Below are 22,193 nucleotides of genomic sequence, written 5' to 3'. Positions count from 1 at the left end.
CCAGTAAGGATCAGCGCATCCCGTGGAGGTAGAGGTCGCGCAGCACGGCCACTTCGGCGCCGTGGTGCGCGACCTCGTCCAGTGCGTGCAGGGCGAGAGCGAGGTAGCTCTCTGTGCCGTAGGGGCCCGCGATCGGCCCTATCGGCTCGACCAGCCTCGCGTCGCCCACGGCGGCGACGCGGGCCCGGAACCGGGCCCAGTCCTCGGTCATCAGGGCGACGCCCTCGGCGGCCGTGCCGGGCCAGTCCCAGCGGCTGTCGTCCACGGCGCTGTCCACGACGCCGCCCTCGAAGAACCGGTCGTAGCCGCGCAGGCAGTCCGCGCCGATGTGCCAGATGCGCCAGGCGACGGTGCTGAACGGCGCGGGCGAGACGTCCCGGCCCGGACGCGGATCCGCGCGGAAGCGGCCGTCGTCGCCGGAGGGGCGGACGGTCAGACAGTCGGGGACGGGCTGCCAGAGGTACTCGGCGTCGCTCAGCCCGTCGAGGCGGGCCAGCAGACGGCCGCGGGCCTCGTCCAGGGTCATCAGCACATCGCGGGTGACCGGGCTCGGGGTGCCGGGGGCCTGAGTCATCGGGGTGCGGGTGTCGGGGGAGTCGGTCATCCGGCGATGCTACGGCCGGATGACGGTGCCTCAGTAGGCGATTCCGACAACCTGCCTCTCGAACCCCGGCTGTGTGAGGGTGCGGAGCATCAGGTCGGCGACGTCGGCGCGGGAGATCTTGGTGCCGCCCTTGAGGTTGCGGCCGAGGGCGGTGCGGTAGTCACCGGTGCGAGGGCCGTCGGTGAGTTGCGGCGGCCGGACGACGGTCCAGTCGAGCGGGCAGGCGCGGACGGCGTCCTCCATGGTGGCCAGGTCGGCGTAGTGGCCCTTGAGCGCCTGCTTGACCAGGGGGTTGAGCAGATGCCGCATGAAGAAGCCGTCGCCCGGGTCGTGGCGCGGCGGGTTCGGCCGGGCCGGGGACGGGACCGTGCCGATCGGGGCGGCGCTGACCAGGACCAGGCGCTGCGTACCGACGGTCTGCATCGCGTCGACCAGCGCCGCCGTGCCACGGGTGGCGACGCCGTGGTCGGCCTTGGTGCGCGCGCCGAGCCCGGAGAGCACCGCGTCCGCGCCGGTCACGGCGGTGCGCAGGGCCTCGGGATCCGGGTGGGACAGGTCGACGGCCACCGCAGGGACGTCGGCGTCGAGCTTGGACGGGGTGCGGACCACGGCGGTGACCTGGTGTCCGGCGGCGAGGGCCTGGGCGAGCAGTTGGCGGCCGATGCCGCCGGTCGCCGCGACGATGACGAGCTTCATGGCGTCTTCCCTGGGGTGAGCGTGGGTAGGGTCTACTTTGTACGCCGTACTCTATGGAGACGATATCATATGGATTCCAAAACATCTCGATCGGAAGGGCGCGGCGTGGCCCGTCGTGACGTGACCGAGAGCCTGCGCGAGCTCGGGATCCAGCTGGCACAGCTGAACCGCCGGGTCAGCGGGCGGCTCGGGCTGCGCGACGTCGACATGGACTGCCTGGACCTGATCAATCGCCTCGGACCGATCGGCCCCGGCGTACTGGCCCGGACGGCGGGCCTGCATCCGGCCACCGTCACCGGGATCCTGGACCGGCTGGAGCGGGACGGCTGGATCGTGCGGGAGCGTGCGCCGGAGGACCGGCGAGCCGTGCTGGTCCGGGCCTTGCCGCAGCGCGGCGGGGAGGTGTTCCAGCAGTTCGCGGGCATGAACGGCGCGGTGCGCGAGATCTGCTCCGACTACGACGCCGAGCAGTTGCGCGTGATCGCGGAGTTCCTGGAGCGGGTCGCCGAGGCGGGCAGGGCGGCCACGGCGGTGCTGGAGCAGCAGCAGAATTGATGGCGCATCAGGTGATGGTCCGTCACAATCGGGGCGAGAGTGAGGGTGGGGCGCGTGGTGGTGAACGATCGGGGCAGCAGGCTCAGCAAGGACGCGGTCCTGGACGCCGCGGCGGACCTCGTCCGCGCCCAGGGGCCCGCGGCGCTCACCATGCGCCGGCTCGCCGGCGAACTCGGCTGCGCCGTCACCGCGATCTACTGGCATGTCGGCAACCGCGAGGCGCTGCTGGACGAGTTGGTCGCTCGGACCGTGCGGGAGATGGGCCGGATCCGCGCCGAGGGCGCCACGCCCGCCGCGCGCGCCGAGTCCGTCGCCCTGGAGCTGCGCCGCAAGCTGCGCGCCCGCCCGCACCTGATCGCGCTGGTGCACGAGCGCGGGCTCACCGAGCGGATGATGCTCCCCGCGCAGCGCGCCCTGGCCCACGAGGCGCACGCGGCCGGGCTGCGCGGGGCCGCCGCGGCGGAGGCGGTGCGGGCGGTTCAGTTCCACGTCGTCGGCTTCGTGCTGGTGGAGCGCAACCGAGAGCGCGCGCCGGCACAGCATCCCGGCGAGCCGGACCTCTGGGACGACGCGACCGCCGAACAGGACCCCGGCCTGGCCCAGGCCTTCGCCGATCCACCGGACGTGGACCGGCTCTTCCGGGCGACCACGCGCGCGGTTGTCGCGTCGCTGTGGGGAGCGGTGCCGGGGGAGGGCGGTGCGTGAGGCGGGTGCGTGGCGGGCTCGGCGGGTGAGTTGACGTACCGTCAATCACCCTCTCGCTCGCTTCGCGCGTGCTGCTCGGCGCTGTCCGGATCGCGCCGATGGCGGCCGGAGGCCCCGCCGCGCGGGCCGGGAAGCAGGCCCGACGAGGAGAGCGGTGGGGTGAAGAAGCGCGGTGCGGCGCGGGCGAGGTGGTGCCACTCCTGGTCGGGGACCCCGGGCACGGTCCGGCCCTCACGCACCCAGACGCGGGACAGGTCGGCGTAGATGGGCTCCTCCGGCTCGGGATCAGCCTCCAGCTCCGGCTCCAGCTCCGGTTTCGGTTCACGGCCTTGCAGTCGCGGCTGCTGGAACGTTTCTTCGCCTGCGACTGCGGGCCCGGCTTCCAGTGCTTCCGTGTTCATACCCGGATCAACGAGCCGGGTGCGCTCCGGCAACCACTCGGACGGCGGATACCTCGTCCATCGTGTCGGTGTGCACTCGCCCGGTCTGCTGAAAACAATCAGGCATCATTGATTCTTTTCTGACGCCGTGTCATGGTCGACCCGCGAGCTGTCCGGAACGCAGCATGGGAGACGATCCATGGCGGACCCACGGCCGATCCTGGCCGATCTTGACACCGAGTCGCGGCTCCTCGACGCCGTGGTGGCCGACGAGAAGACCGACTGGGCCACGCCCACCCCGGCCGAGGGCTGGACCGTCGCGCACCAGATCGCCCACCTGGCCTGGACGGACGCCAAGGCGCTGCTCGCCGTCCGGACCCCGGAGGCCTTCGCCGAGGAGCGCGTCCGCGCGTTGGAGGCCGGTGACGCGTATGTCGACGCGTGTGCGCGGGAGTGGGCCGCCCGGCCACGCGAGCGGCTGCTGGCGCAATGGCGTGCCGGGCGCGAGGAGCTTGCGCAGGCGCTGTCCGCCGCCGCGCCGGAGTTGCGACTGCCCTGGTACGGGCCGCCGATGAGCGCGGCGTCCATGGCCACGGCGCGGCTGATGGAGACCTGGGCGCACAGCCAGGACGTGCATGACGCACTGGGCCTGGTCCGCGAACCGACCAACCGGCTGCGCCACATCGCCCGGCTCGGCGTCCGGACGCGGGACTTCGCCTTCGCCGTGCACGGGTTGACTCCGCCGGCCGCCGAGTTCCGGGTGGAGCTGCGCGCGCCGGGCGGCGGAGAGGGCGTCTGGGGCTACGGGCCGGACGACGCCGACCAGCAGGTGAGCGGCAGCGCGCTGTACTTCTGCCTGCTGGTCACCCAGCGCCGGGCGCTCGCCGACACCGATCTGCACGCCGTCGGTCCGGACGCCGCCACCTGGCTACGGATCGCCCAGGCGTTCGCCGGACCGCCCGGAGCCGGGCGCGGCAGCTCAGGACACGGCAGGTCAGGACGCGGCGGCTCAGGACACGGCAGCTCAGGACGCGGCGGCCCAGCAGGCACAGCCGCAGGAACCGGGGAGGACGCGTGAGCGAGACCGTCGAGCGGACCGAACTGCGGGCGCTGGTACGGAGCTTCGTCAAGACCGAGGTCCTGCCCGAGCTCGACCGCTGGGAGCAGGACGGCGAACTCCCGCGCGAGCTCCACCGCAAGGCCGCCGCGCTCGGGCTGCTCGGCGTCGCGTTGCCGGTCGAGCTCGGCGGTGGAGGCGGGGACCTGCTCGACGCCCTCGCCGTCACCGAGGAGCTGCTCCACGCGGGCGGTTCGGGCGGGCTGGTGGCCTCGTTGCTGACCGGGGGCATCGCGCTGCCGCACATCGTCGCGGCGGGCGATCCGGCCCAACTCGACCGCTGGGTACGGCCGGTGCTCGCGGGGGAGGCGATCGGGTCGCTGGGCGTCACCGAGCCCGACGCCGGGTCCGACGTCGCGTCGATCCGCACCACCGCGCGCCGCGAGGGCGACCACTACGTCGTGAACGGCGCCAAGACCTTCATCACCTCCGGCTGCCGGGCGGACTTCGTCACCACCGCGGTCCGCACCGGAGGAACGGGCGCGCACGGGATCTCGCTGCTGGTGGTGGAGCGCGGTACGCCCGGCTTCACCGTGACCCGGCGGCTGGACAAGATGGGTTGGCGTTGCTCGGACACGGCCGAGCTGTCGTTCGCCGACGCGCGGGTGCCCGTGGCCAACCTGGTCGGGGCGGAGAACAGCGGGTTCGTGCAGATCGCGACGCAGTTCGTCACCGAGCGGCTCGCGCTCGCGGCGCAGGCGTACGGGCACGCCCGGCGTGCGCTCGACCTGGCCGTCGACTGGTGCCGGATGCGGCACACCTTCGGCCGTCCGCTGATCTCCCGTCAGGTCGTCCAGCACACGCTCGCCGAGATGGCGCGGCGGACCGACGTCGCCCGCGTCTACACCCACCATGTGGCGGAACGTCATGTCCGGGGCGAGGACGTGGTGACCGAGGCGTGCTTCGCGAAGAACACGGCGGTGGAGACGGCGGAGTGGGTGGTCCACGAGGCGCTCCAGCTCCACGGCGGCATGGGCTACATGCGGGAGTCGGAGATCGAGCGCCACTACCGCGACGTCCGCATCCTGGCCATCGGCGGCGGCGCGGACGAGATCCTGACCGCACTGGCGGCGAAGCGCCTGGGGTTCAGCGGCTGAGGCAGCGCGCATCGCGGAGTTGTTTCAGGGGCTCGGTGCCGCGTAGCAGTGGACCGGGACGTACCGGCCCGGCTCCCACTGCTGCTCGACCGTCCCGAGCAGCGACCAGCCCGCGCGCTCGTACAGGGCGACGGCGGACGTGCCGGTGGTCACCACGTCGAGGACCGGGTGGAGACCACGACGGCGCGCCTCGTCGGTGGCCTGCGCCAACAGCAGCGCGCCCGCGCCGAGTCCGCGCCCGGCGGGGCCGACGAAGAGTCGCTTGACCAGGGCCGCCTCGGCCTCGGGACGGCCGGTCGCCCTGCTCCACAGCGCGGGTGCGGAGTCGCCCGGCCCGCTCGCGGAGAGGGCGACATGTCCCGCGATCTCAAGGCCACCAACGCCGTTGACGGCGCTGCTCGCGACGGCACCGCGCTCGACGGTACCGGGCTCGACGGCATCGCGCTCGACGGTCGCCACCCAGGCCGCCAGCATCCGACGTGGCGTCAGCCAGGCCGCCGGGAGGTCGGGCCAGTCCTGCGGGTAGCCGTCCTGCCGGTGGACCTCCGAAAGGACGCGCACGCAGGCGTCGAGGTCGGTCGCGGTGCGTGGGCGGAGCCGCGCGGAGGACTCCGGAGCGGAACGCGGCTGGGCGGTTGCGGACACCTGCGGGCCTTTCGCGGAAACGGAAGCAAGCGACCCTACCTCGGGTCACCCGGCATCGCGCGGCGTGCACACGCGCTTGGCTGAGCCGTCGCTGTGTTTGACGAGATGACGACGGCTGTGCCCGGGGCGGCGCATGCGTTCAAGAAGTCAACGCAGTAAGCAGTCTTGACGCTCGTGCTGCATCAGTGGCTCCATGTGAGGCGTCATCAGTTGAACGCATGCCCGCATCGCGCGGTGACGAGGCATGCCTGCCGGCCTGCGAGTGAGCGCTCCCTTCCGATCGAAGCCGAACGGCCCGAACCAGGAGTCCTCGTGACGATCACCAGATCCTCCGTCTTCAGTGCCCAACTGTTCAGCGCCACCCGACATCCCCGACTGCTGGCGGCTGCCACGGCGACCGCCGCGGTCGCGCTGGCCGTCCCGCTGCTCACCGCAGGAGGCAACGCGTCCGCCGCGTCCGCCAGTTCCGCCGCCGCGGGTGCGGCCGGTTCGGCGTCGGGCTCCGCGTGGCTGGACCGGTCCCTGCCGGTCGCCACCCGCGTGAACGCGCTGCTGCACGCCATGACGCTGCCGGAGAAGGTCGGGCAGATGGACCAGCAGCTGGTCACGACGCTGACCGACCCGAACAGCGCCACCTGCTCCGATAACGGGTTCAACGTGCCCAACCCGTCCTGCATGCAGAAGATCCTGGTCGGCCAGAACGTCGGCTCCGTGCTGGCGGGCGGCACCAACGACCCGGTCGACACCACCGGCAAGGGCGGAACCGGCAACACCGGCTACGACTGGGCCAACGAGTACAACATCATCCAGAGTTACGCGATCCAGCACTCGCGGCTGCACCTGCCGCTGCTCTTCGGGGTCGACGCGGTGCACGGCTTCGGGCACCCGTACCAGGCGCCGCTCTTCCCGCAGTCGCTCGGCATGGGCGCGACCTGGGACCCCTCGCTCGCCCAGGCGGGCGGTCAGGTCACCGCGGACGCGCTCCGGGCCACCGGCTGGAACTGGGACTTCGCACCCGTCCAGGACCTGGCCCGCGACCCCCGCTGGGGCCGCACGTACGAGACCTGGTCCGAGGAGCCGGCGCTGGCCGAGGCGATGGGCGCCGCGGACATCACCGGCATGCAGGCCCCCGGCCCGAAGGGATCGCTGCCGGTCAGCGCGACCGTCAAGCACTTCGCGGGCTACTCGCAGTCGATCAACGGCCATGACCGCGACGAGGCGCTGCTGCCGCTGAACTACCTCCAGTCCACCATCCTGCCCTCCTACCAGGCGGGCATCGACGCGGGCGCGGACACCGTGATGGTCGACTCGGGTTCGATCAACGGCGTCCCGGCCACCTCCTCGCACTACCTGCTCACCGACATCCTGCGGAGCCAGATGCACTTCGGCGGGGTGGTGATCAGCGACTACCAGGACGTCACCGCGTTGCAGACGACCTACCACATCGCGGCCGACCTGCCCGGCGCCATCGCCGACGCGGTCAACGCCGGTGTGGACATGAGCATGCAGGTGAACGACCCGGCCACGTGGCAGCAGGCGATCCTCCAGGACGTGCAGACCGGTCGGATCTCCCACCAGCGGATCGACCAGGCCGTCGGCCGGATCCTCACGCTCAAGTTCAAGCTGGGCCTCTTCGACCTGCCCTGTCTGACCAACGCGAACGCCCCCTGCGTGGACGCGTCGGCCGCCGATGCCGCCGTGACCTCCGGGCGTGACCAGACACTCAAGGCGGCCCAGGAGTCGCTGGTCCTGCTGCGCAACCAGAACAACGCGCTGCCGCTGGCCTCCGGCAGCCACATCGTGGTCACCGGACCCAGCGCCGACTCGATGACCAACCAGCTCGGCGGATGGAGCGTCAGCTGGCAGGGCGTCGCCGGGGCCGGGCACGTCTGCTGCATGGGCGACCCGAACCAGATCCCGCCCGGGACGACCGTGCTGGGCGGCATCAAGTCGATGGACCCGAACGCCGTCTACGCCCCCGACCAGGCGACCGCCGTCGCCGACGCGTCGAGCACCAGCGCGTACGTGGTCGCCGTCGGCGAGAAGGCCTACGCCGAAGGGCTCGGCGACAACCCGGCCCCGGCGCTGGCCGACGACCAGAAGGCGCTGATCTCGGCGCTGGAGGCTACCGGCAAGCCGGTCATCGTCGTCGTCATCGCCGGACGCCCGCTGGGCCTCGGCCCGGCGGAGAACGCCAACGCCGTGCTGATGGACTTCCAGGGCAGCACCGAGGCCGGTCAGGCCGTCGCGCAGGCGCTGTTCGGCACGATCGACCCGAGCGGCAAGCTGCCGATCACCTGGGCCTCGGACGCGACCACCGTGGGCGGCGACTTCAACGGCACCGCGCCCTCGCCGCTCGGTGACGAGCCGAAGTTCTTCGACCAACTCCCGGGCACCGGTTCGGGTGCGGGTCACGCCTACAACCCGCTCTACCCGTTCGGCTACGGCCTCTCCTACACCAGCTTCGCGGTCAAGGGCCTGAACGTGACGCCGACGGCGTCCGCGCGCGGCGGCCAGGTCACCGCCACGGTGACGGTGAGCAACACGGGCAGCCGGGACGGGACCGACATCGTGCCGCTCTACGTGGCGCAGCCGGTCAGCGACCAGACCATCGCCCCGCCGCAGCGCCTGGTCGGCTTCACCCGGGTCGACCTGGCGGCCGGGCAGTCGAAGACCGTCCAGATCACCTTCGACCTGCGGCAGTTGGCGGTGAGCCAGGGCGACATCGACTCGGCCGCCGCGCCGACCGTCCAGCCGGGCGCCTACCAGGTGCAGATCGACAACGACGACACGACGCCGTACGACGTCGCGCTGTCGGCACCGCTGACGGTCTCCTGAGCAGGTGACATCAGAATTCAGGTGACGCACGAAGGCCGCCCCCGCGTCGAGCGGGGGCGGCCTTCGTCAGTAAGAGCTCAGCGACCCCAGTTGGTGACCAGGTGCTGGCCCCAGAGGGCGATCAGGGCGCCGGTGGCCAGCGAGGAGGCCAGCAGCGTCCAGCGCAGGCCCCGGCCGGGGACGGCGTCGCGGCGCAGCTCCGAGCCGACCAGGCGGGGCAGCCGCCACAGGTGGGTCAGCACGTGGATCGAGGTCAGTCCGACCCAGAGCCAGAACGAGGCCTTGTGCAGGAAGAGCACCTGCTGGGCCAGCGTGCCCGGACCGACCAGTGCCAGCGTCATGCCGGTCGTCAGCAGCGACACGGACATCAGGATCTGCAGCGGGCCGAGCAGGCGCAGCGCGATGTGCGGGGCGCCGTGGCGGCGGAACGCGGGAGCGCCGGTGTAGTAGCGGAAGGCGCGGTAGACCGTCGTACCGATCTTCAGCAGCACGGGGCCGATGATCAGCATGCCGAAGAAGAAGTGCACCGGCAGCAGCTGCGTCAGCGACAGGATCGTGACGCCCTGCACGGCGAAGAGCACCAGCAGCACGGTCCCGACGGCACCGGTCAGCCGGGCGTTGCCCTCGGGGCCGTGTGACTGCCGCTGCTCCTGGCGGGACGGCGCGACGCTTGCAGTGGTCACCGGTTGTTCCTTCCGGACGGGCCTGAGGCGGACCTGCCGGGGAGAGTCTGCATGATCGATGACTAAGAACTCGTTCAGGGTCCCGCCGGACGGCGGCACACCTGCCGACGGCCGCGGGCAGGTTATCGGACGAGCCTGATCACCGTGTCGGGCGGTCCATCCGCAGGGCTAGCACCGGGCAGGCGGCGACGGCCCGCTTGGCGTGCGCCGACAGCTCCGCAGGGACCGTTGCGGAGTGGACGATCGGGTAGCCCCACTCGTCCAGCGACAGCAGCTCCGGCAGCAGTTCGGCGCAGGCGCCGTGGCCCTCGCAGGCGATCCGGTCGATCCGCAGGGTCAGCTCACGGGACCGGGTGAACGGCATGACGCTCACTTCCACTCCTCCGGGTCGGGGACCGGGCTGTCCGGGACGTCGAGCACCGGGGGCAGGTCAGCTCCGGGGCAGGGGCCGTAGCGCAGGTGGTTCTGCACGTCGGCGGCGAAGGTCGACAGCGCCGTGGCGGCGAGGCGGGCGGCCCCGTCGGGGTGGCGGCAGGCGCCGCGTCCGGCGAGCAGGCCGGTGCGCTGCTCCAGCCGCATCAGCACCGACGGGTCGGCCTGGCCGAAGGCCAGGGTCGCGAAGTCGTCGGCGACGGCGGGCATCCCGAAGCGGCAGGGGCCGCACTGCTGGGCGCTGTTGTTGGCCAGGAAGGCGAGGATCGAGGCGGTCTCGGCCAGCCCGCAGGACTGGTGCGGCAGCGCGACCAGGATTCCAGCGCCGGGGCCTGCGCCGAGGGCGGCCAGGTCTTCCTTGGTGAACCGGGTCTCGGCGGCGGTCCGGGCCGGGAGCCAGCTGCCGAAGAAGCCGCCGACCAGGATCGCGGACAGGGGTCCGCTCGGGCCGCCGCCGTGGTTGAGCAGATGGCCGATGGTGGATCCCATCGGGGCCTCGTAGACACCGGGGTGGCGGACCGCGCCGGAGAGGCTGACCAGGGTGGTGCCGGGCGCGTCGGGCGCGCCCGCCTCCCGGTACCAGTCGCCGCCGTAGCGGGCGATCAGGGCCAGGTGGGCGAGGGTCTCCACGTTGTCGATCAGCGTGGGGCGCTTGTCGACGCCCTTCTCGAACGGGCGCGGCGGGGTGGACATCGGCCGGGCGTCGCCGCCGTTCAGCCAGTTGACCAGGGACGTCTCCTCGCTGGAGACGTAGTGGTGCGGCAGTTCGTGCAGCTGCACCGGGATCCGGTCCAGGCCGCGCCGCTCGCGTTCGGCGAGGGCGGCGCGCAGCTCGCGGATCTGCTCGGTACGGGGACGGGCCACGCAGAGGTGGGCCTCGTTCGCGCCGACCGCCTGGGCGGCCAGCGCGATCCCGTCCAGCACGAGGTGCGGGGCGAGTTGGAGCAGCGTCCGGTCCTTGGAGCTGGCCGGCTCGCTCTCCATGCCGTTGGCCACGACCACGGCCGGGCCGCGCCCGGACGCGACGCCGCGCATCTTGATCGCGGTGGGGAACGCGGCGCCGCCGCGTCCGGTCAGGCCCGCCGCTTCGACGGCGCGGACCAGCGCGGACTCGTGCCCGTTGCGGGCGGCGGCGCGCTCGATCGGCGGGGGACCGTAGCGGTCCAGATGGTCCGTCAGGTCGGCCGGGCGGCCGTCGGTGAACCAGCCGGAGAGGAGCCTGGTGCCGTGCGGGCCGGGCCGGGAGCCGTCGGCGAGCGGTAGGGCGCGGGTCTCGTCGTAGGCGTCGGGGGAGTCGTACGCGCCGTAGGTGGCTTCGGCGGTCATCGGGTCACGGCTCCTTCCGTTACGGAGGCGGCAGGCGTGGTGGCGACGGGACGTGCGGGCGCGTCGGCGCGGTGGGACCAGCCGGGTGCCAGCGGGCCGACGTGGAGGAAGGCGGCCAGGGCGACCGGGACCGCCAGCGTGGCCACGCCCGTCCACAGGCGCAGCGCGCGGTGGGCGGGCCCGGCGCGGTGCAGCCGCCACCAGACGGCGGCGATGACGACGGCCAGGCACACGGCGTAGAGGGCGAGTTGGAGCGTGGCCGTGGTGTCGGTACCCGTTCCGGCGGCGTGGAACACCGCGATCGGCCAGGAGCCGTAGGCGAGCCAGTGCACGGCCTTCCAGCGCCGCTGGCCCATCTTCAGCCGGATGCCGCTGGTCGCGCTGGTGATCGCGACCGCGAGCATCAGGTCGAACGCGACCGTGCCGAGCCCGAGCCAGAGCGTGCGGTACCCGGAGGTGAACGGCACCAGCGCGATCCACCAGCCGAGGTGGACGAAGCTGTCCAGGATCGCCGTGACGATGTGGATCGCCAGGAAGACCAGCGTCAGCACCGACAGGTTGCGGTGCAGCGAGGTCACCTCGAACCGGGCGAGGGTGCGCGGCTCGTGGCGTCCACCGACGGCGATGCCGAGGGCCAGCGTCGCCGTCAGCAGCACCAGCGCGATGGTGCCGCCCGCGCGGGTGGCGTACCAGAGCGGGCTCGGCGCGGTCGACGACGCGGCCAGCAGCGCCTGGTGGAGCCCAGCGGAGTGGAGTCCGAGGGTCAGCGCGGGGTTCATGCGGCACCTCGCCGGGGAGCGGGCGCGTCCGCGGGCCAGCCGCAGACGCGGACGACGTCGCCGTTCTCGTGGGCGAGACGGGCGGGGAGCATGGCCTCACGCAGCCTCTCGGGGGCCACGCGGCCGAGGATCAGCGCCGCGGTGGCGGCGGTGTTGGCGGCGACGCAGGACCGGGCCGCGACCGTGACGGTCCGCCAGCACGGCTGCGGGTTGCGGCCGGTACGCGGATCGACGATGTGGTGCGTCCGGCGGCCGTCGCGCGTCCAGGCACGGACGGCGGTGCCGGAGGTGGCCAGTCCGCCGCTCTCCACGGCCACGATGGGGGAGTCGGGCCGCGGTGCTCGGTGGTCGTCGGCGACGGCGACCCGCCAGCCGCCCTCGGGCGCGGGACCGGCGGCGGCCAGGTCGCCACCGAGGTTGACCAGCACGCCGCACCCGGTGCTCTGCGCGAGCAGGGCCGCGCACCGGTCGGCGGCCCAGGCCTTGGCGGTCGCGCCCAGGTCGAGGGCGACGCCCGCGGGCAGCCGCAGCCGCCGCCGGGCGGGCTCCCACTCGACGCTCGCCGGCCCGGGGGCGGGTGCGGTCGCGGGCGCGCCGACCTGCTCGGGGCGGAGCGAGGCGAAGGTGCGGTCGTAGCCGAGACCGCGGACGGCCGCCCCGACGGTGGGGTCGACGATCCCGCCGGTCTCCTCGGCCGCGCGCCAGGCCACGTCCAGCGCCTCCGCCAGCAGCGGGCCGACCACGACCGTCCGTCCGGCCATGGCGTTGGCCCGGGCCAGCTCGGCGTCGGGACGGAAGCGGCTGCACGCGGCGTCGATCGCGGCCAGCTCGGACTGGAGCCTGACCAGGGCGTCGGGCAGCAGCCCCGGGTCGCTGACCAGCAGATGTCCGCTGGTACCGAAGACCGGGAAGACGGCCTGGCCGGGCTCCTGGGCGAGCATCGTCATGAACCGCCCGTCGTGGTCTGGGACGGCGCGGGCGCGGGGGCCGGCGGCGGGGCCGCCTGGGTCGGCACCGGGGCGGCCTGCGTCGGTACGGGCGCCGGAGCGGGCGGCGTGTACGCGGGGGCCGGTGCGGAGGTGGGCTGCTGCACCGGGACCGGGGCCGGGGCGACGGTGTGGGTGACCGGCTTCGGCTTGGGCTTGGGTGCGACCGTGTGGCTGGGGCTCGGCTTCGCGGACGGCTTGGCCGGTGCGGAGGGCTTCGGGACCTGGGCGGCGCGGGAGGCGTCCGGGCTCGGCGCGGCCGTGGTGCCGTGGTGCGACGCGGAGGGCGTGGACGCCTGCGCGTAGCCGGTGGCGAGCGCGACGGTACCCGCCGCTGCGGCGACGGTGACCCAGCGCGTGGTGGCGCCGACCCGGCGCACGGAGCGGTCCCGCCGATGGGATCGGGCCCGTTCGGCGGCGGCCGGATGTTCGGTCGAGTCCATCCTTGACTCCTCCTGGACAGGTGGGGGTGTCGCAGTCTGTCGCTCCAGCGTGCCCAGGGGGATGTCGGATTCCGGTTCAGGAATTACTAAGAACTGGCAAGGGTCCGCGTCGTCGCAGCTCCGGGGCGGCCCGGCGTGTGACGGGGATCATCCGTTCGGATCCGGATTTGACGGCTTTTGGTGGGGCGGGGCACTCCGGGACGGGCTGCTGCGGGACGGGCCGCTGCGCGGCGGGCGGCGGTCGCGGCGCGGGGCACGCGTCTCGGGCGGCACGGCCGGGAGGAGCAGGTGCACGGTCAGCCCGCCGCCGGGCGTCCGGGCGAGCTCGGCCCTGCCGCCGTTGGCGGTCACCAGACGGTGGACGATCGCCAGGCCCAGCCCGGTTCCGCTCTCCCGGCCCGAGTCGAAGCGGCGGAAGGCGCGTTCGCGGGCCGCCTCATCCATCCCGGGGCCGTGGTCGACCACGGAGAGACGGACCTCGCCGCGTTCCACGTCCCGTGCGGTGACCAGCTCGACCGAGCCGCCGGCCGGCACCGCGTCCAGGGCGTTGGCGATCAGGTTGTCGAGGATCTGCTCCAGGTCGCCCGCGCCGAGCGAGACAGTGACGCCCTCGCCACCGCGCGGCAGGAGCCGGGTCTCGCGCTCGTCGGCGACCGGCTGCCAGGCGGCGATCCGGTCGGCGACCACCCGGTCGACCCGGATCGACGTCTGGTGCGGCACCGCGTTCTCGGCGCGCGCGACCGCGAGCAGGCCGTCGACCATCCGGGAAAGCCGGGCGATCTCCTCCTGCGCCCCGGCCAGCTCCTGCGCGGTGTCGTCCTCGCCCTCGGGGTTGGCGGCGGCGTCGGCGGCCAGCAGGTCCAGCCGGAGCCGCAGCGCCGTGAGCGGGGTGCGCAGTTGGTGGGAGACGTCCGCGATCACGGCGCGGTGGCCGTGGATCAGGTTCTCGGTGCGGGCGGCCATGGAGTTGAAGGTCGCCGCGAGCCGCCGGACCTCCGGCGGGCCCTGGGTCACCTCGGCGCGGGCGGCGAGGTCGCCCTCGCCGAGCCGGGCCGCCGCGTCGTCCAGCGAGACCAGCGGGCGGCCGACCCAGCGGGCCAGCCGGGTGGCCACCAGCATCGACGCGGCCAGCGCCCCGAGCCCGCACAGGCCCAGCCAGCCCCAGATGGCGAGCAGTTGGTCGTTGAGGTCGTCGGTCGACCGGGAGAAGACCAGCACGCCCGAGGCGGGCACCGAGTCGCCGACCGGGACGACCATCGCCATCCGGCTGTCGTCCTGGGCGGTCTGCGGCTGCCCGGTGCGCAGCACCGCGTCGACCGCGCCGGCGGGCACCGGCCCGGCCTTGCACGGGGTGGTCAGGAAGAGCGCGCCGTGCGCGTCGTAGACCTGGGCGCAGTCGCCCGCGTCGGTGGCGGCCTCGATCTGCTCGCGGGCGTCGGTGTCCGGGCGGTTGTCGGACAGGTGCTCCTCGGCGGCGGAGGCGATGGTCCGCGCCTTGGCGGCGGTCTCCTCGCGGAACGAGTCGTTCTCCCGCTGCGTCATCGAGATGCCCAGCGGGACGACCGCGAGCACCAGCAGCGCGACCACCAGGGCCAGCACGCTGAGCGCGATCCGCCGGGTCACGGCGTCGCGCTGCCGGCGTCGGCGTCGGCGTCGGTCTGGGGGGAGATGCCGGGGGAGGAGTCGGCGGAGAGGTCGGTGCCCAGCCGGAAGCCGCGTCCGTAGACCGTCTCGACCAGGCCCGGCGCGCCCAGCTTGCGGCGCAGCGCGGCGATGTGGACGTCCAGCACCTTGGTCGGCCCGTACCAGTGGGCGTCCCAGGCGCGCTCCAGGATCTCCTGACGGGTGACCACCCGGCCCGGGTCGACGGCCAGGCAGTGCAGGATGTCGAACTCCTTCGGGGTGAGCGCGATCTCCTCACCGCCGACGGTCACCCGGCGGGTGCGCGGGTCCACGGTCAGCGGGCCGTGGACGATCAGCTCCGCGCCGGTGGGGCGGGTGCGCCGCAGCACGGCGCGCAGCCGGGCCAGCAGCTCGGCCAGCCCGAAGGGCTTGACCAGGTAGTCGTCCGCGCCCTCGTCCAGCGCGGCGACCCGGTCCGCCTCCTCACCGCGCGCGGTGACCACGATGATCGCGGCGTCGGACTGGCGGCGCATCCGTCGGCACACCTCGACGCCGTCGAGGTCCGGCAGGCCCAGATCGAGCAGCACGACGTCGGGAACCGGCCGTGTTGCGAGCGCGTCGTTGCCGGTGCCGACACACCGGACCGCGTAGCCGTCCCTGCTCAGCCCGCGCACCAGTGAGTCGGCGATGCCCTGGTCGTCCTCGACCACCAGCACGGAGAGAGGCGCCGCCGCCGTCGCTGCCGGATCGGTTACCTGTGCCATTGCTTCAGCGTAGAGCGCTCGCAGTGGCGTGAGTGCCCCCGGTGGCAGCGGCCGGGGCTTCTTAACCGGATTTGAAGACGGTTCGAACCTCAGCTTGACGGTCACTCAAGCACACTGGGAAGAGAGCAGAGGTGAGGGGGCCGCGATGAACGCAGCCGTGCCTGGGCCAGTACCCGCGAGGTCCGCGAGCGAGCGGGCACGTCGCCGCACCGTCGGGCTGCACCGCGTGAGCGGGGTGACCCGCTGGACCGCGATCGGATCCACCGCCGCCGCGCTGCTCCTGGGCCTCGGCTACGCCCATGACCTGCCGAACCTCTCGGCGCTCGGCAAGCTCGTCCCCTCGCACGACGGGGGCGGCAGCACCGGTGTGGGAGGGGTCGGCAGCACGGGCGGAGGCAGCGTGCAGGCGCCGTCGCAGGGCAACGGCGGTCCGGCGCAGACCAACACCGGGGCGTCCTGAGGCCCTGGTGACCGCTCCGTCCCGGGGGTCGCCGCAGGAAAATGGCCGGTTTAGCGACTTGCCGGTGCGACGTGGGGGCCAACCCGTCTTACCGTCGAAGGTGACGGCCCTGGCGACGAGCGGAGCGAGAGACCATGACCACTGACGTTCCGACCGGGCTCTCGCCCGATCTGCAGGTGACGGTGCTGGGCGGCGAGCTGTCCCCGGCCACGACCGAACTGGCCCGCGCGACCGTCCAGCAGCTGCTCGACGACACCGGCGAGCACGCGCGGGCCGCGGATGTCCGGCTGAGCCGGACCCGGCAGGCCGTCGGCCGCCCCGCGATGGCTGAGGCGGTGCTGGCCGTCGAGGGCGGCATCGTCCGCGCGCAGGTCGCCGCCGACACCATGGCCGAGGCGATCGCCGTGCTGCGCAGCCGGCTCGACATCCAGCTCTCCCGGATGGAGTGGGCCCGCAGCGGCCACACCGCACCGGACAGCGACCGCTCCGGGATCACCGACTGGCGCCAGGGGGTCGAGCCGCTGCGCCGCCCGACCCGCGTGCAACTGCCCGCCGACCAGCGCGTGATCAGCCGCCACAAGGACGTCGCCCTGGTGCGGGAGTCCACCGACCAGGCGGCGTTCACGCTGGAGACGATGGACTTCGACTTCCACCTCTTCACCGAGTCCGGCAGCGGCCAGGACAGCGTGCTCTACCGCTTCGGGCCCGGCCCGTTCCGGCTGGCCCAGCTCGTCCCCGACCCGGAGGGCCTGGTCCCGCCGACGGTCCAGGTCACGGTGCTCAAGAGCCCCGCGCCGGTGCTGACGGTGGGGCAGGCCAAGGCGAGCCTGGACGCCTCGGACCACCCCTTCCTCTTCTTCGCCGACCCGGCCTCCGGGCGTGGGGCCGTCCTGTATGCGCGCTACGACGGGCACTACGGCCTGATCAGCCCGGCGGGCTCGGGCATCGGCGAGGGCGGCTCCGAGGTGGCGGAGGAGGCGCCGGAGCCGACGGCGGCGGAACCGGCGACGCTGGACGACCGGGTCGCCCGGCTGGAGACGGGCATGCAGGCGCTCGGCGACGCGCTGCTCGAACTCGTCGCGGGCCTGGAGGAGACCCCCGGTGGCCCGCCTGACCCGCAGCGGGTGCGCCGCGGCGTCCGCCAGGCGCACGAGGCGCTGCTCGGCGCGGGGCTGGTACGCGGGGTGCGGCCGAGTTCGAGCTGAGCGGGCCGGCTTCGCGTGAGCGGGCCGGCTTCGAGCCGCCGGTGCCCGCAGGCGCACCGGCGCGTCCGCACCTAGCCTTGAGCCATGACCGGTGAGACCAGGCTGGACAAGCTGCTGGCCGACATGAAGCCCGAGCTCAACCCCGGCGCGTACGTCTTCTGCACGCTGCCCGGACCGGTGCCCGAGGGAGTCCGCCCCGTGGTGTCGGTGCAGGAGCCGGAGGGTCTGACCGTGGTCGTGGCGCAGGAGGAGGCCGACGCCGCCCAGCTCGCGTACCACTACGTCGCGGGCTGGATCACGCTGCGCGTCCACTCCGCGTTGGAGGCGGTGGGCATGACGGCGGCCGTCGCGGACGTGCTGGCCGAGGCCGGGCTGAGCTGCAACGTCGTCGCGGGCTTCCACCACGACCACCTCTTCGTCCCCTACGGGCAGGCGAGCCACGCGGTCGCACTGCTGGAGGACCTCACCCGCCGCCGGAGCCCGTCGCACGCGCGTTGACCTGCGCTGCGTTGAGCTGCGCTCCGTTGACCTGCGGCGGGGGCGGCTGTTCCAATGGTGGTGTGCCTGTAGAGACGTTCCTGGTGACCCGGGACCACATCGACTTCGGTCGGGTGTGGTCCGCGGCGTGTCGTCGTTCCTGATCCCGACCCCAAGGAACCCCAGGAACCCTCGAACCTCTCGGAGTCCCGCATGCCTCTCGGCAGCTCCGGCACGTCCCGTATCGATCCGCCACGTATCGATCCACGCGGCCCGCGTTTCGCCGCGTCCCTGACCACGGTGGTCCTCGCCGTCGCCCTGGTGACCAGCAGCGGTGCGCTGCTCGCCGCGCAGGGCGTCGTCTTCGCGCTCGGCGCGCTCCTCGGACTGCGCTTCTCGCCCTACGGCTACCTCTTCCGGCGTCTGGTGCGCCCGCGCCTCGGGCCGCCGACCGAGCTGGAGGACGAGCGCCCGCCCCGGTTCGCCCAGGCCGTCGGCCTGGCCTTCGCGCTGGTCGGCACGGTCGGCTACCTCTCCGGCGCGCTGTGGCTGGGCGTCGCCGCGACGGCGCTGGCGCTTGCCGCCGCCTTCCTCAACGCGGTCTTCGGCTACTGCCTCGGCTGCGAGGTCTACCTGCTGGCTGTCCGGAGTCGGGCGCGGCTGTCATGAGCGAGCTCACCGGAGTGCTCGTCCTCGTCGTGGTGCTGGCCGCCGCGACGGGCTTCGGCCTGGTGCGGGCCGCGCGTGACGGCAGGATGCGGGGTGCCAAGCCGGGCCCCGCGCTGCGCCTGACCGGCGCCGACCTCGGCCAACCACTGGGCGACCAGGCGACGTTGGTGCAGTTCTCGACCGAGTTCTGCGCCAACTGCCCGGGCACCAGGCGGCTGCTCGGCGAGGTCGCGGCGGACCGTCCCGGCGTCCGGCTGGTCGAGATCGACGCCGAGGAGCGGCTGGACCTGGTCCGCCGGGCCGACGTCATGCGCACCCCGACGGTGCTGGTGCTGGACCGGCACGGCCGGGTCGCCCGCCGCTCCGCCGGAGCGCCCAGCCGGTCCGAGGTGCTGGCCGCGCTGGAGCTCGCCGCCGCGTCCTGACGGGACTTCTCTCTGAACTCGCTGTGCTGGGACGCTACTTCGCCACCTTCGTCATGGGCTGGTCCAGCAGCGCGGCGACGATCTCGCGCAGGCCCTGGCCGCGTCCCCGCGTGCTGGGGACGAGACGGGTGGCGTCCTGCGGGTCGCGGGTGAAGGCGTACAGGCGACCGCCGCGACGGGCGAGGACCAGGTCGGTGCTGGACTCGGCGGTCTCGGCGGAGCCCACCGCCGAGTAGTGGACGGCCGTCAGCAGCGCGGAGCGCTCGGCCGCGGCCAGGACCGCGTCCGGGTCGGCGTGGCCGTCCGCGTCGGCCCAGGAGCCGCGCGGCAGCCAGTCGGCGACCATGCCGAGCGTCTCGTCCAGCGTGTGCAGGGAGAGTTCATGGACGCCGAGCGCGTCGATGCGCACGATCATGCAGATCCGCTCGGGCTGCGGCAGCACCAGCATCCGCCACGCCTCGCCGGACTCGGTGCCCGCCACCCGGGCGTCCAGCACCAGCCGGGCGCGGCGCTGGAAGGTGACGGCGATGCCGAGGTCGCCGCGCACCTCGATCTTCCCCGGTCCGTCCCCGGCCAGCAGCAGCTGGCGGGCGGCCAGCGAGCGGACCGCCTCCGCGAGCACCTCGTCCGAGGGCCGGGACTCCAGGAAGTCCACCACCGCGTCGACGGCGGTGAGTTCGGCGATCGTGTACGCGCCGAGCGCGACCGCGCCGGTGCCCACCAGGTTGACCACCGCCGACACCAGCCCGGAGGGGACCTGGGTGTCGCCGGCCTCCGGCTCCGCCGTCGGCTGGGGCTCCGGCGTCGGCTGCGGCTCGGGCTGTGGCTCGGGTTCGGGGGTTGGGGTCGGTTCGGTCATGCTGAGCCTTCCTCGGTTTCCGTCGACCATCGGGTGCCGCGTGGCGGGCTCGCCGTCGCGGCGGCGGACAGGACGGACGCGGTGGTCGGCAGCGCCGTCTCACTGATCCACACGTCGGAGTTGCCGAACAGCCCGCGCCCGCTGCGGCCGCTCAGCGCGCGGCCGAGCTCGTCCGAGGGGTCGGGGCGTTCGGGCGGCGGGAAGCGGGTCGCCAGGTCCTGCGAGACGGAGGTGGTGTCGTCCTCCTCCTCGATCCGGCGCAGCGCCCCGGCGAGGGCCTCGGCGACGGGCGGGGTCAGCTCGGTCGGCTGGGCCAGGGCCGGGGTGAGGTACAGCGGACGGCGCTCGGTCAGCCGGGAGAGCCCCCACGGGCCGACGTTGCTCCGGGTGATCCGGTAGACCACGTAGTCCATCAGGTGCCGCAGGTCGTCCAGGCTGGGCAGCTTGTTCTTGCCGAACGCGGCCGGGGTCTTCTCCAGCTGCATCCAGGTGCCGGTGGCGGTGCGGCCGTGCAGCTTCTCGCGGACCACCCGGCCGCGCATGCCGATGTCCGGGTAGAGCTTCTTGTCGATGTCCTTGTGGTGGCTGGAGATGCGCGGATGGCTGGCCGAGGGGAACTGCCACGCCTCGTAGAGGGAGGGGTCGTCCACCAGGACGTGTCCGCCGCAGAGCACGTCGTGCAGCTGCGGGACCTGGAGGCCGTGGGACTCCAGGTCGGCCATGATCTCGGCCTCCTCCGGGCTGAGCCCGGACGCGGCGGCGACCAGGCCCCGGCGGTAGGCGCCGGCCCGCGCGGTCAGCTCGATCAGCAGCCGGATCCGGGTGCGCAGGTTGGCGGTCCGCCGGGCCGTCTCCGCCCGGGCGGCCCGGCTGCGCCGTCGGCTCCGCTTGTTCCCCCTGCTTCCCCTGCTCCCCAGGTTCTCTCCGGTGGCCATGGGAACCAGTACAACACCGGACAAAGCGTCCGGCCGGGGTCAGGCCCCTGACGGCGCGTCGAGGAAGTCCAGCACCAGCGGGGAGGCGACCTCGCGGAACTCGTCGAAGTAGGCGTGCCGCGCGTCCGGGATCAGGTGCAGCCTGGCGCCGGGGATCCGGGCGGCGAGGAGGGGCGCGTTCTCAGCGGGGTTGAACCGGTCGGCGGTGCCGTGGACGACCAGGGTCGGCGCGGTGATCTCGGGGAGCACGTCCCAGGCGTCGTGGCGGCGGCTGGCCAGCAGGTGGCGGCGTCGGGCGTAGGGGGGCATGTCGCGGTCGCCGAGCACGTTCCAGGGACCGTGGGGGTGGTCGGCCAGCCAGGCAGGGGTGTACATCAGGTCGAGCAGCGTGGCTTTGGCGATCGCGGTCTCGGCGGACGCGAGCGCCGCCGAGACCGCCCGGTCACGTGCCACGCCGTGGACGTCGCCGGGCGTGGTGCAGCCGAGGACCAGCCTGCGGACCCGCTCCGGATGGCATGCGCCCAGCCACTGGGCGACCCGGCCGCCCATCGAGGTGCCGTAGACGTCGGCGCGCTCGATGCCGAGGGCGTCCAGGACGGCGACCACGTCCTCGGCGAAGCCGGAGGTGGTGTAGGGCTCGTCGGGCTTGTCGCTGTCGCCGGTGCCGCGCCAGTCGAGCGTGATCGTGCTGCGGGCCGGGCGGCCTTCGGTGCTGCCGGCGGCGTGGAAGTCGGCGCGGACGGCGTCCCACCAGTGGTGGTTGTTGGCCTGGCCGGAGAGCAGCACCAGCGGCGCGCCCTCGCCGTGGACCTGGTAGGCGATGCGGGTCCCGTCGAGGGCGGTCGCGTGGGGCATGGCGCTGTCGTCGCTCGGCTCAGCTTTGTCGCTCGGTTCAGGCGGACTTCGGGGCGGCCTGCTGGACGACCTCGAAGGACCAGAGGGTGGAGCCGGTCGCGGCGGGCTTCGGCTTGTCGTCGCCGCCACCGTGGGCACCGCCCTGCCCGCCCTGGCCGCCGCCCTGGCCCTGGCCGGCGTGGGCGGCCTGCATCGGGCCGGACATCCAGTTCTGGAAGTCCTCCTCGCTGCGCCAGCGGGTGTAGACGAGGTACTGGTCGGTGCCCTCGACCGGGCGGAGCAGCTCGAACCACTCGAAGCCGTCGGAGTTCTCGACCGCACCGGCACGGGCGGCGAAGCGCTTCTCCAGGGTCTCCCGCATCTCCGACGGGACCGTGAGGGCGTTGATCTTGACGATGCTCATGGGGCCATCCTGCCATCCGCGCGAGCCGCGAGAGGACTCGGGCATGGGCGCGGAGTTCATCTCCGCGCACCGTGCCTCGGCGAGGCGGCGGCCGGTTCGACCTGGGCCTCGGCGAGAATGAGGCGACTCCTGACGCCCCGTCAGTGGATGGGTGATCGGCGGGTGGCGGGCGGCGGGCGAGCGATGACTGCCGGGCGGACGGGCCCGGCGCGGACGGGAGGCGCAGTGGGGA

Annotated in this window: 26 protein-coding genes; 10 read left to right on the top strand and 16 right to left on the bottom strand. The window is 73.5% G+C overall.

From position 1 onward, the window contains the following. Positions 1-10: 10 nt before the first annotated feature. Positions 11-604 (bottom strand): DinB family protein, encoded by a 594-nt coding sequence (locus I2501_RS15010; RefSeq protein WP_236046345.1) that lies wholly within the window; start codon positions 602-604, stop codon positions 11-13. Between the two features lie 30 nt (positions 605-634). After that, complete coding sequence (locus tag I2501_RS15005) at positions 635-1,300, bottom strand: NAD(P)-dependent oxidoreductase (protein WP_196194477.1); 666 nt, start codon at positions 1,298-1,300, stop codon at positions 635-637. A 105-nt stretch (positions 1,301-1,405) separates the two neighbouring features. Between I2501_RS15005 and I2501_RS15000 the strand changes: the two genes are divergently transcribed. Further along, entirely contained in the window at positions 1,406-1,855 is a 450-nt protein-coding gene (locus tag I2501_RS15000) for a MarR family winged helix-turn-helix transcriptional regulator (protein ID WP_328806375.1), read from the top strand. A 54-nt stretch (positions 1,856-1,909) separates the two neighbouring features. Then, positions 1,910-2,560: a TetR/AcrR family transcriptional regulator gene (locus I2501_RS14995; protein WP_328806374.1), complete on the top strand. Its 651-nt coding sequence runs from the start codon at positions 1,910-1,912 to the stop codon at positions 2,558-2,560. Positions 2,561-2,601: 41 nt separating this feature from the next. Here the strand turns inward: I2501_RS14995 and I2501_RS14990 are convergent, their stop codons facing one another. Continuing rightward, positions 2,602-2,961, bottom strand: a complete 360-nt coding sequence (locus I2501_RS14990; protein ID WP_236046344.1) for a hypothetical protein — start codon at positions 2,959-2,961, stop codon at positions 2,602-2,604. A 178-nt stretch (positions 2,962-3,139) separates the two neighbouring features. Here I2501_RS14990 and I2501_RS14985 point away from each other — a divergent pair, with 178 nt between their 5' ends. Continuing rightward, complete coding sequence (locus tag I2501_RS14985) at positions 3,140-4,018, top strand: TIGR03084 family metal-binding protein (protein WP_196194475.1); 879 nt, start codon at positions 3,140-3,142, stop codon at positions 4,016-4,018. Beyond that, positions 4,015-5,154: an acyl-CoA dehydrogenase family protein gene (locus I2501_RS14980; protein WP_196194474.1), complete on the top strand. Its 1,140-nt coding sequence runs from the start codon at positions 4,015-4,017 to the stop codon at positions 5,152-5,154. The genes I2501_RS14985 and I2501_RS14980 overlap by 4 nt, the downstream gene beginning before the upstream one ends. A 24-nt stretch (positions 5,155-5,178) precedes the next feature. Here I2501_RS14980 and I2501_RS14975 read toward each other — a convergent pair whose 3' ends face one another. Then, the gene (locus tag I2501_RS14975) at positions 5,179-5,799 is read right to left on the bottom strand and encodes a GNAT family N-acetyltransferase (RefSeq protein WP_196194473.1); all 621 of its coding nucleotides are present in this window, start codon (positions 5,797-5,799) and stop codon (positions 5,179-5,181) included. Positions 5,800-6,111: 312 nt separating this feature from the next. On the opposite strand from I2501_RS14975, the gene I2501_RS14970 reads away from it, so the two are divergent. Then, on the top strand, positions 6,112-8,637 hold the full coding sequence (locus I2501_RS14970; protein WP_215909629.1) for a glycoside hydrolase family 3 N-terminal domain-containing protein: 2,526 nt from the start codon (positions 6,112-6,114) through the stop codon (positions 8,635-8,637). A 77-nt stretch (positions 8,638-8,714) separates the two neighbouring features. On the opposite strand, the gene I2501_RS14965 is transcribed toward I2501_RS14970, so the two are convergent. The 8 genes from I2501_RS14965 to I2501_RS14930 all read right to left on the bottom strand — a co-directional run bounded on the left by I2501_RS14965 (position 8,715) and on the right by I2501_RS14930 (position 15,673). Then, positions 8,715-9,320, bottom strand: coding sequence for a hypothetical protein (locus tag I2501_RS14965; RefSeq protein ID WP_196194472.1), 606 nt, complete (start codon positions 9,318-9,320; stop codon positions 8,715-8,717). A 139-nt stretch (positions 9,321-9,459) separates the two neighbouring features. Continuing rightward, positions 9,460-9,684 carry a ferredoxin gene (locus I2501_RS14960; RefSeq protein ID WP_196194654.1) on the bottom strand — a complete coding sequence of 75 codons (225 nt, stop codon included), beginning with the start codon at positions 9,682-9,684 and terminating at the stop codon, positions 9,460-9,462. A 5-nt stretch (positions 9,685-9,689) separates the two neighbouring features. Next, the gene (locus I2501_RS14955) at positions 9,690-11,078 is read right to left on the bottom strand and encodes an NADH-ubiquinone oxidoreductase-F iron-sulfur binding region domain-containing protein (RefSeq protein ID WP_196194471.1); all 1,389 of its coding nucleotides are present in this window, start codon (positions 11,076-11,078) and stop codon (positions 9,690-9,692) included. Beyond that, positions 11,075-11,857 carry a ferric reductase-like transmembrane domain-containing protein gene (locus I2501_RS14950; RefSeq protein ID WP_196194470.1) on the bottom strand — a complete coding sequence of 261 codons (783 nt, stop codon included), beginning with the start codon at positions 11,855-11,857 and terminating at the stop codon, positions 11,075-11,077. The genes I2501_RS14955 and I2501_RS14950 overlap by 4 nt, the downstream gene beginning before the upstream one ends. Beyond that, entirely contained in the window at positions 11,854-12,804 is a 951-nt protein-coding gene (locus tag I2501_RS14945) for an FAD:protein FMN transferase (RefSeq protein ID WP_215909628.1), read from the bottom strand. Before I2501_RS14945 ends, I2501_RS14950 begins: the two co-directional genes overlap by 4 nt. Next, positions 12,801-13,286, bottom strand: a complete 486-nt coding sequence (locus I2501_RS14940) for a hypothetical protein (RefSeq protein WP_196194469.1) — start codon at positions 13,284-13,286, stop codon at positions 12,801-12,803. The genes I2501_RS14945 and I2501_RS14940 overlap by 4 nt, the downstream gene beginning before the upstream one ends. A 147-nt stretch (positions 13,287-13,433) precedes the next feature. Next, on the bottom strand, positions 13,434-14,909 hold the full coding sequence (locus I2501_RS14935; protein ID WP_196194468.1) for a HAMP domain-containing sensor histidine kinase: 1,476 nt from the start codon (positions 14,907-14,909) through the stop codon (positions 13,434-13,436). Then, complete coding sequence (locus tag I2501_RS14930; protein ID WP_196194467.1) at positions 14,906-15,673, bottom strand: response regulator transcription factor; 768 nt, start codon at positions 15,671-15,673, stop codon at positions 14,906-14,908. Before I2501_RS14930 ends, I2501_RS14935 begins: the two co-directional genes overlap by 4 nt. A 145-nt stretch (positions 15,674-15,818) precedes the next feature. On the opposite strand from I2501_RS14930, the gene I2501_RS14925 reads away from it, so the two are divergent. From I2501_RS14925 to I2501_RS14905, 5 genes are all read left to right on the top strand, one after another. Beyond that, positions 15,819-16,133: a hypothetical protein gene (locus I2501_RS14925; RefSeq protein WP_196194466.1), complete on the top strand. Its 315-nt coding sequence runs from the start codon at positions 15,819-15,821 to the stop codon at positions 16,131-16,133. A gap of 134 nt (positions 16,134-16,267) precedes the next feature. Continuing rightward, positions 16,268-17,338, top strand: coding sequence for a sigma 54 modulation/S30EA ribosomal C-terminal domain-containing protein (locus tag I2501_RS14920; protein WP_196194465.1), 1,071 nt, complete (start codon positions 16,268-16,270; stop codon positions 17,336-17,338). Between the two features lie 84 nt (positions 17,339-17,422). Further along, complete coding sequence (locus I2501_RS14915) at positions 17,423-17,836, top strand: ACT domain-containing protein (RefSeq protein ID WP_196194464.1); 414 nt, start codon at positions 17,423-17,425, stop codon at positions 17,834-17,836. A 192-nt stretch (positions 17,837-18,028) separates the two neighbouring features. Beyond that, on the top strand, positions 18,029-18,484 hold the full coding sequence (locus I2501_RS14910; RefSeq protein ID WP_196194463.1) for a DUF4395 domain-containing protein: 456 nt from the start codon (positions 18,029-18,031) through the stop codon (positions 18,482-18,484). Further along, positions 18,481-18,909, top strand: a complete 429-nt coding sequence (locus I2501_RS14905) for a TlpA family protein disulfide reductase (protein ID WP_196194462.1) — start codon at positions 18,481-18,483, stop codon at positions 18,907-18,909. Before I2501_RS14910 ends, I2501_RS14905 begins: the two co-directional genes overlap by 4 nt. Positions 18,910-18,943: 34 nt before the next feature. On the opposite strand, the gene I2501_RS38805 is transcribed toward I2501_RS14905, so the two are convergent. The 4 genes from I2501_RS38805 to I2501_RS14885 are packed head-to-tail and all read right to left on the bottom strand — an operon-like array spanning position 18,944 to position 21,961. Next, positions 18,944-19,768 carry a hypothetical protein gene (locus tag I2501_RS38805; RefSeq protein WP_215909627.1) on the bottom strand — a complete coding sequence of 275 codons (825 nt, stop codon included), beginning with the start codon at positions 19,766-19,768 and terminating at the stop codon, positions 18,944-18,946. After that, a complete protein-coding gene (locus I2501_RS14895; RefSeq protein WP_196194461.1) occupies positions 19,765-20,703 on the bottom strand; it encodes a hypothetical protein in 939 nt (312 codons plus the stop codon). Before I2501_RS14895 ends, I2501_RS38805 begins: the two co-directional genes overlap by 4 nt. A gap of 39 nt (positions 20,704-20,742) precedes the next feature. Beyond that, positions 20,743-21,558 (bottom strand): alpha/beta fold hydrolase, encoded by an 816-nt coding sequence (locus I2501_RS14890; RefSeq protein WP_196194460.1) that lies wholly within the window; start codon positions 21,556-21,558, stop codon positions 20,743-20,745. Between the two features lie 37 nt (positions 21,559-21,595). After that, a complete protein-coding gene (locus I2501_RS14885) occupies positions 21,596-21,961 on the bottom strand; it encodes an antibiotic biosynthesis monooxygenase family protein (protein ID WP_196194459.1) in 366 nt (121 codons plus the stop codon). Positions 21,962-22,193 lie beyond the last annotated feature (232 nt).

Origin of the sequence: Streptacidiphilus fuscans (genome assembly GCF_015690355.1) — a bacterium.
GTDB classification, from domain to species: domain Bacteria; phylum Actinomycetota; class Actinomycetes; order Streptomycetales; family Streptomycetaceae; genus Streptacidiphilus; species Streptacidiphilus fuscans.
The sequence above is the reverse complement of the archived record's forward strand: the minus strand, read 5'-3'. Positions and strand labels throughout refer to the sequence as shown.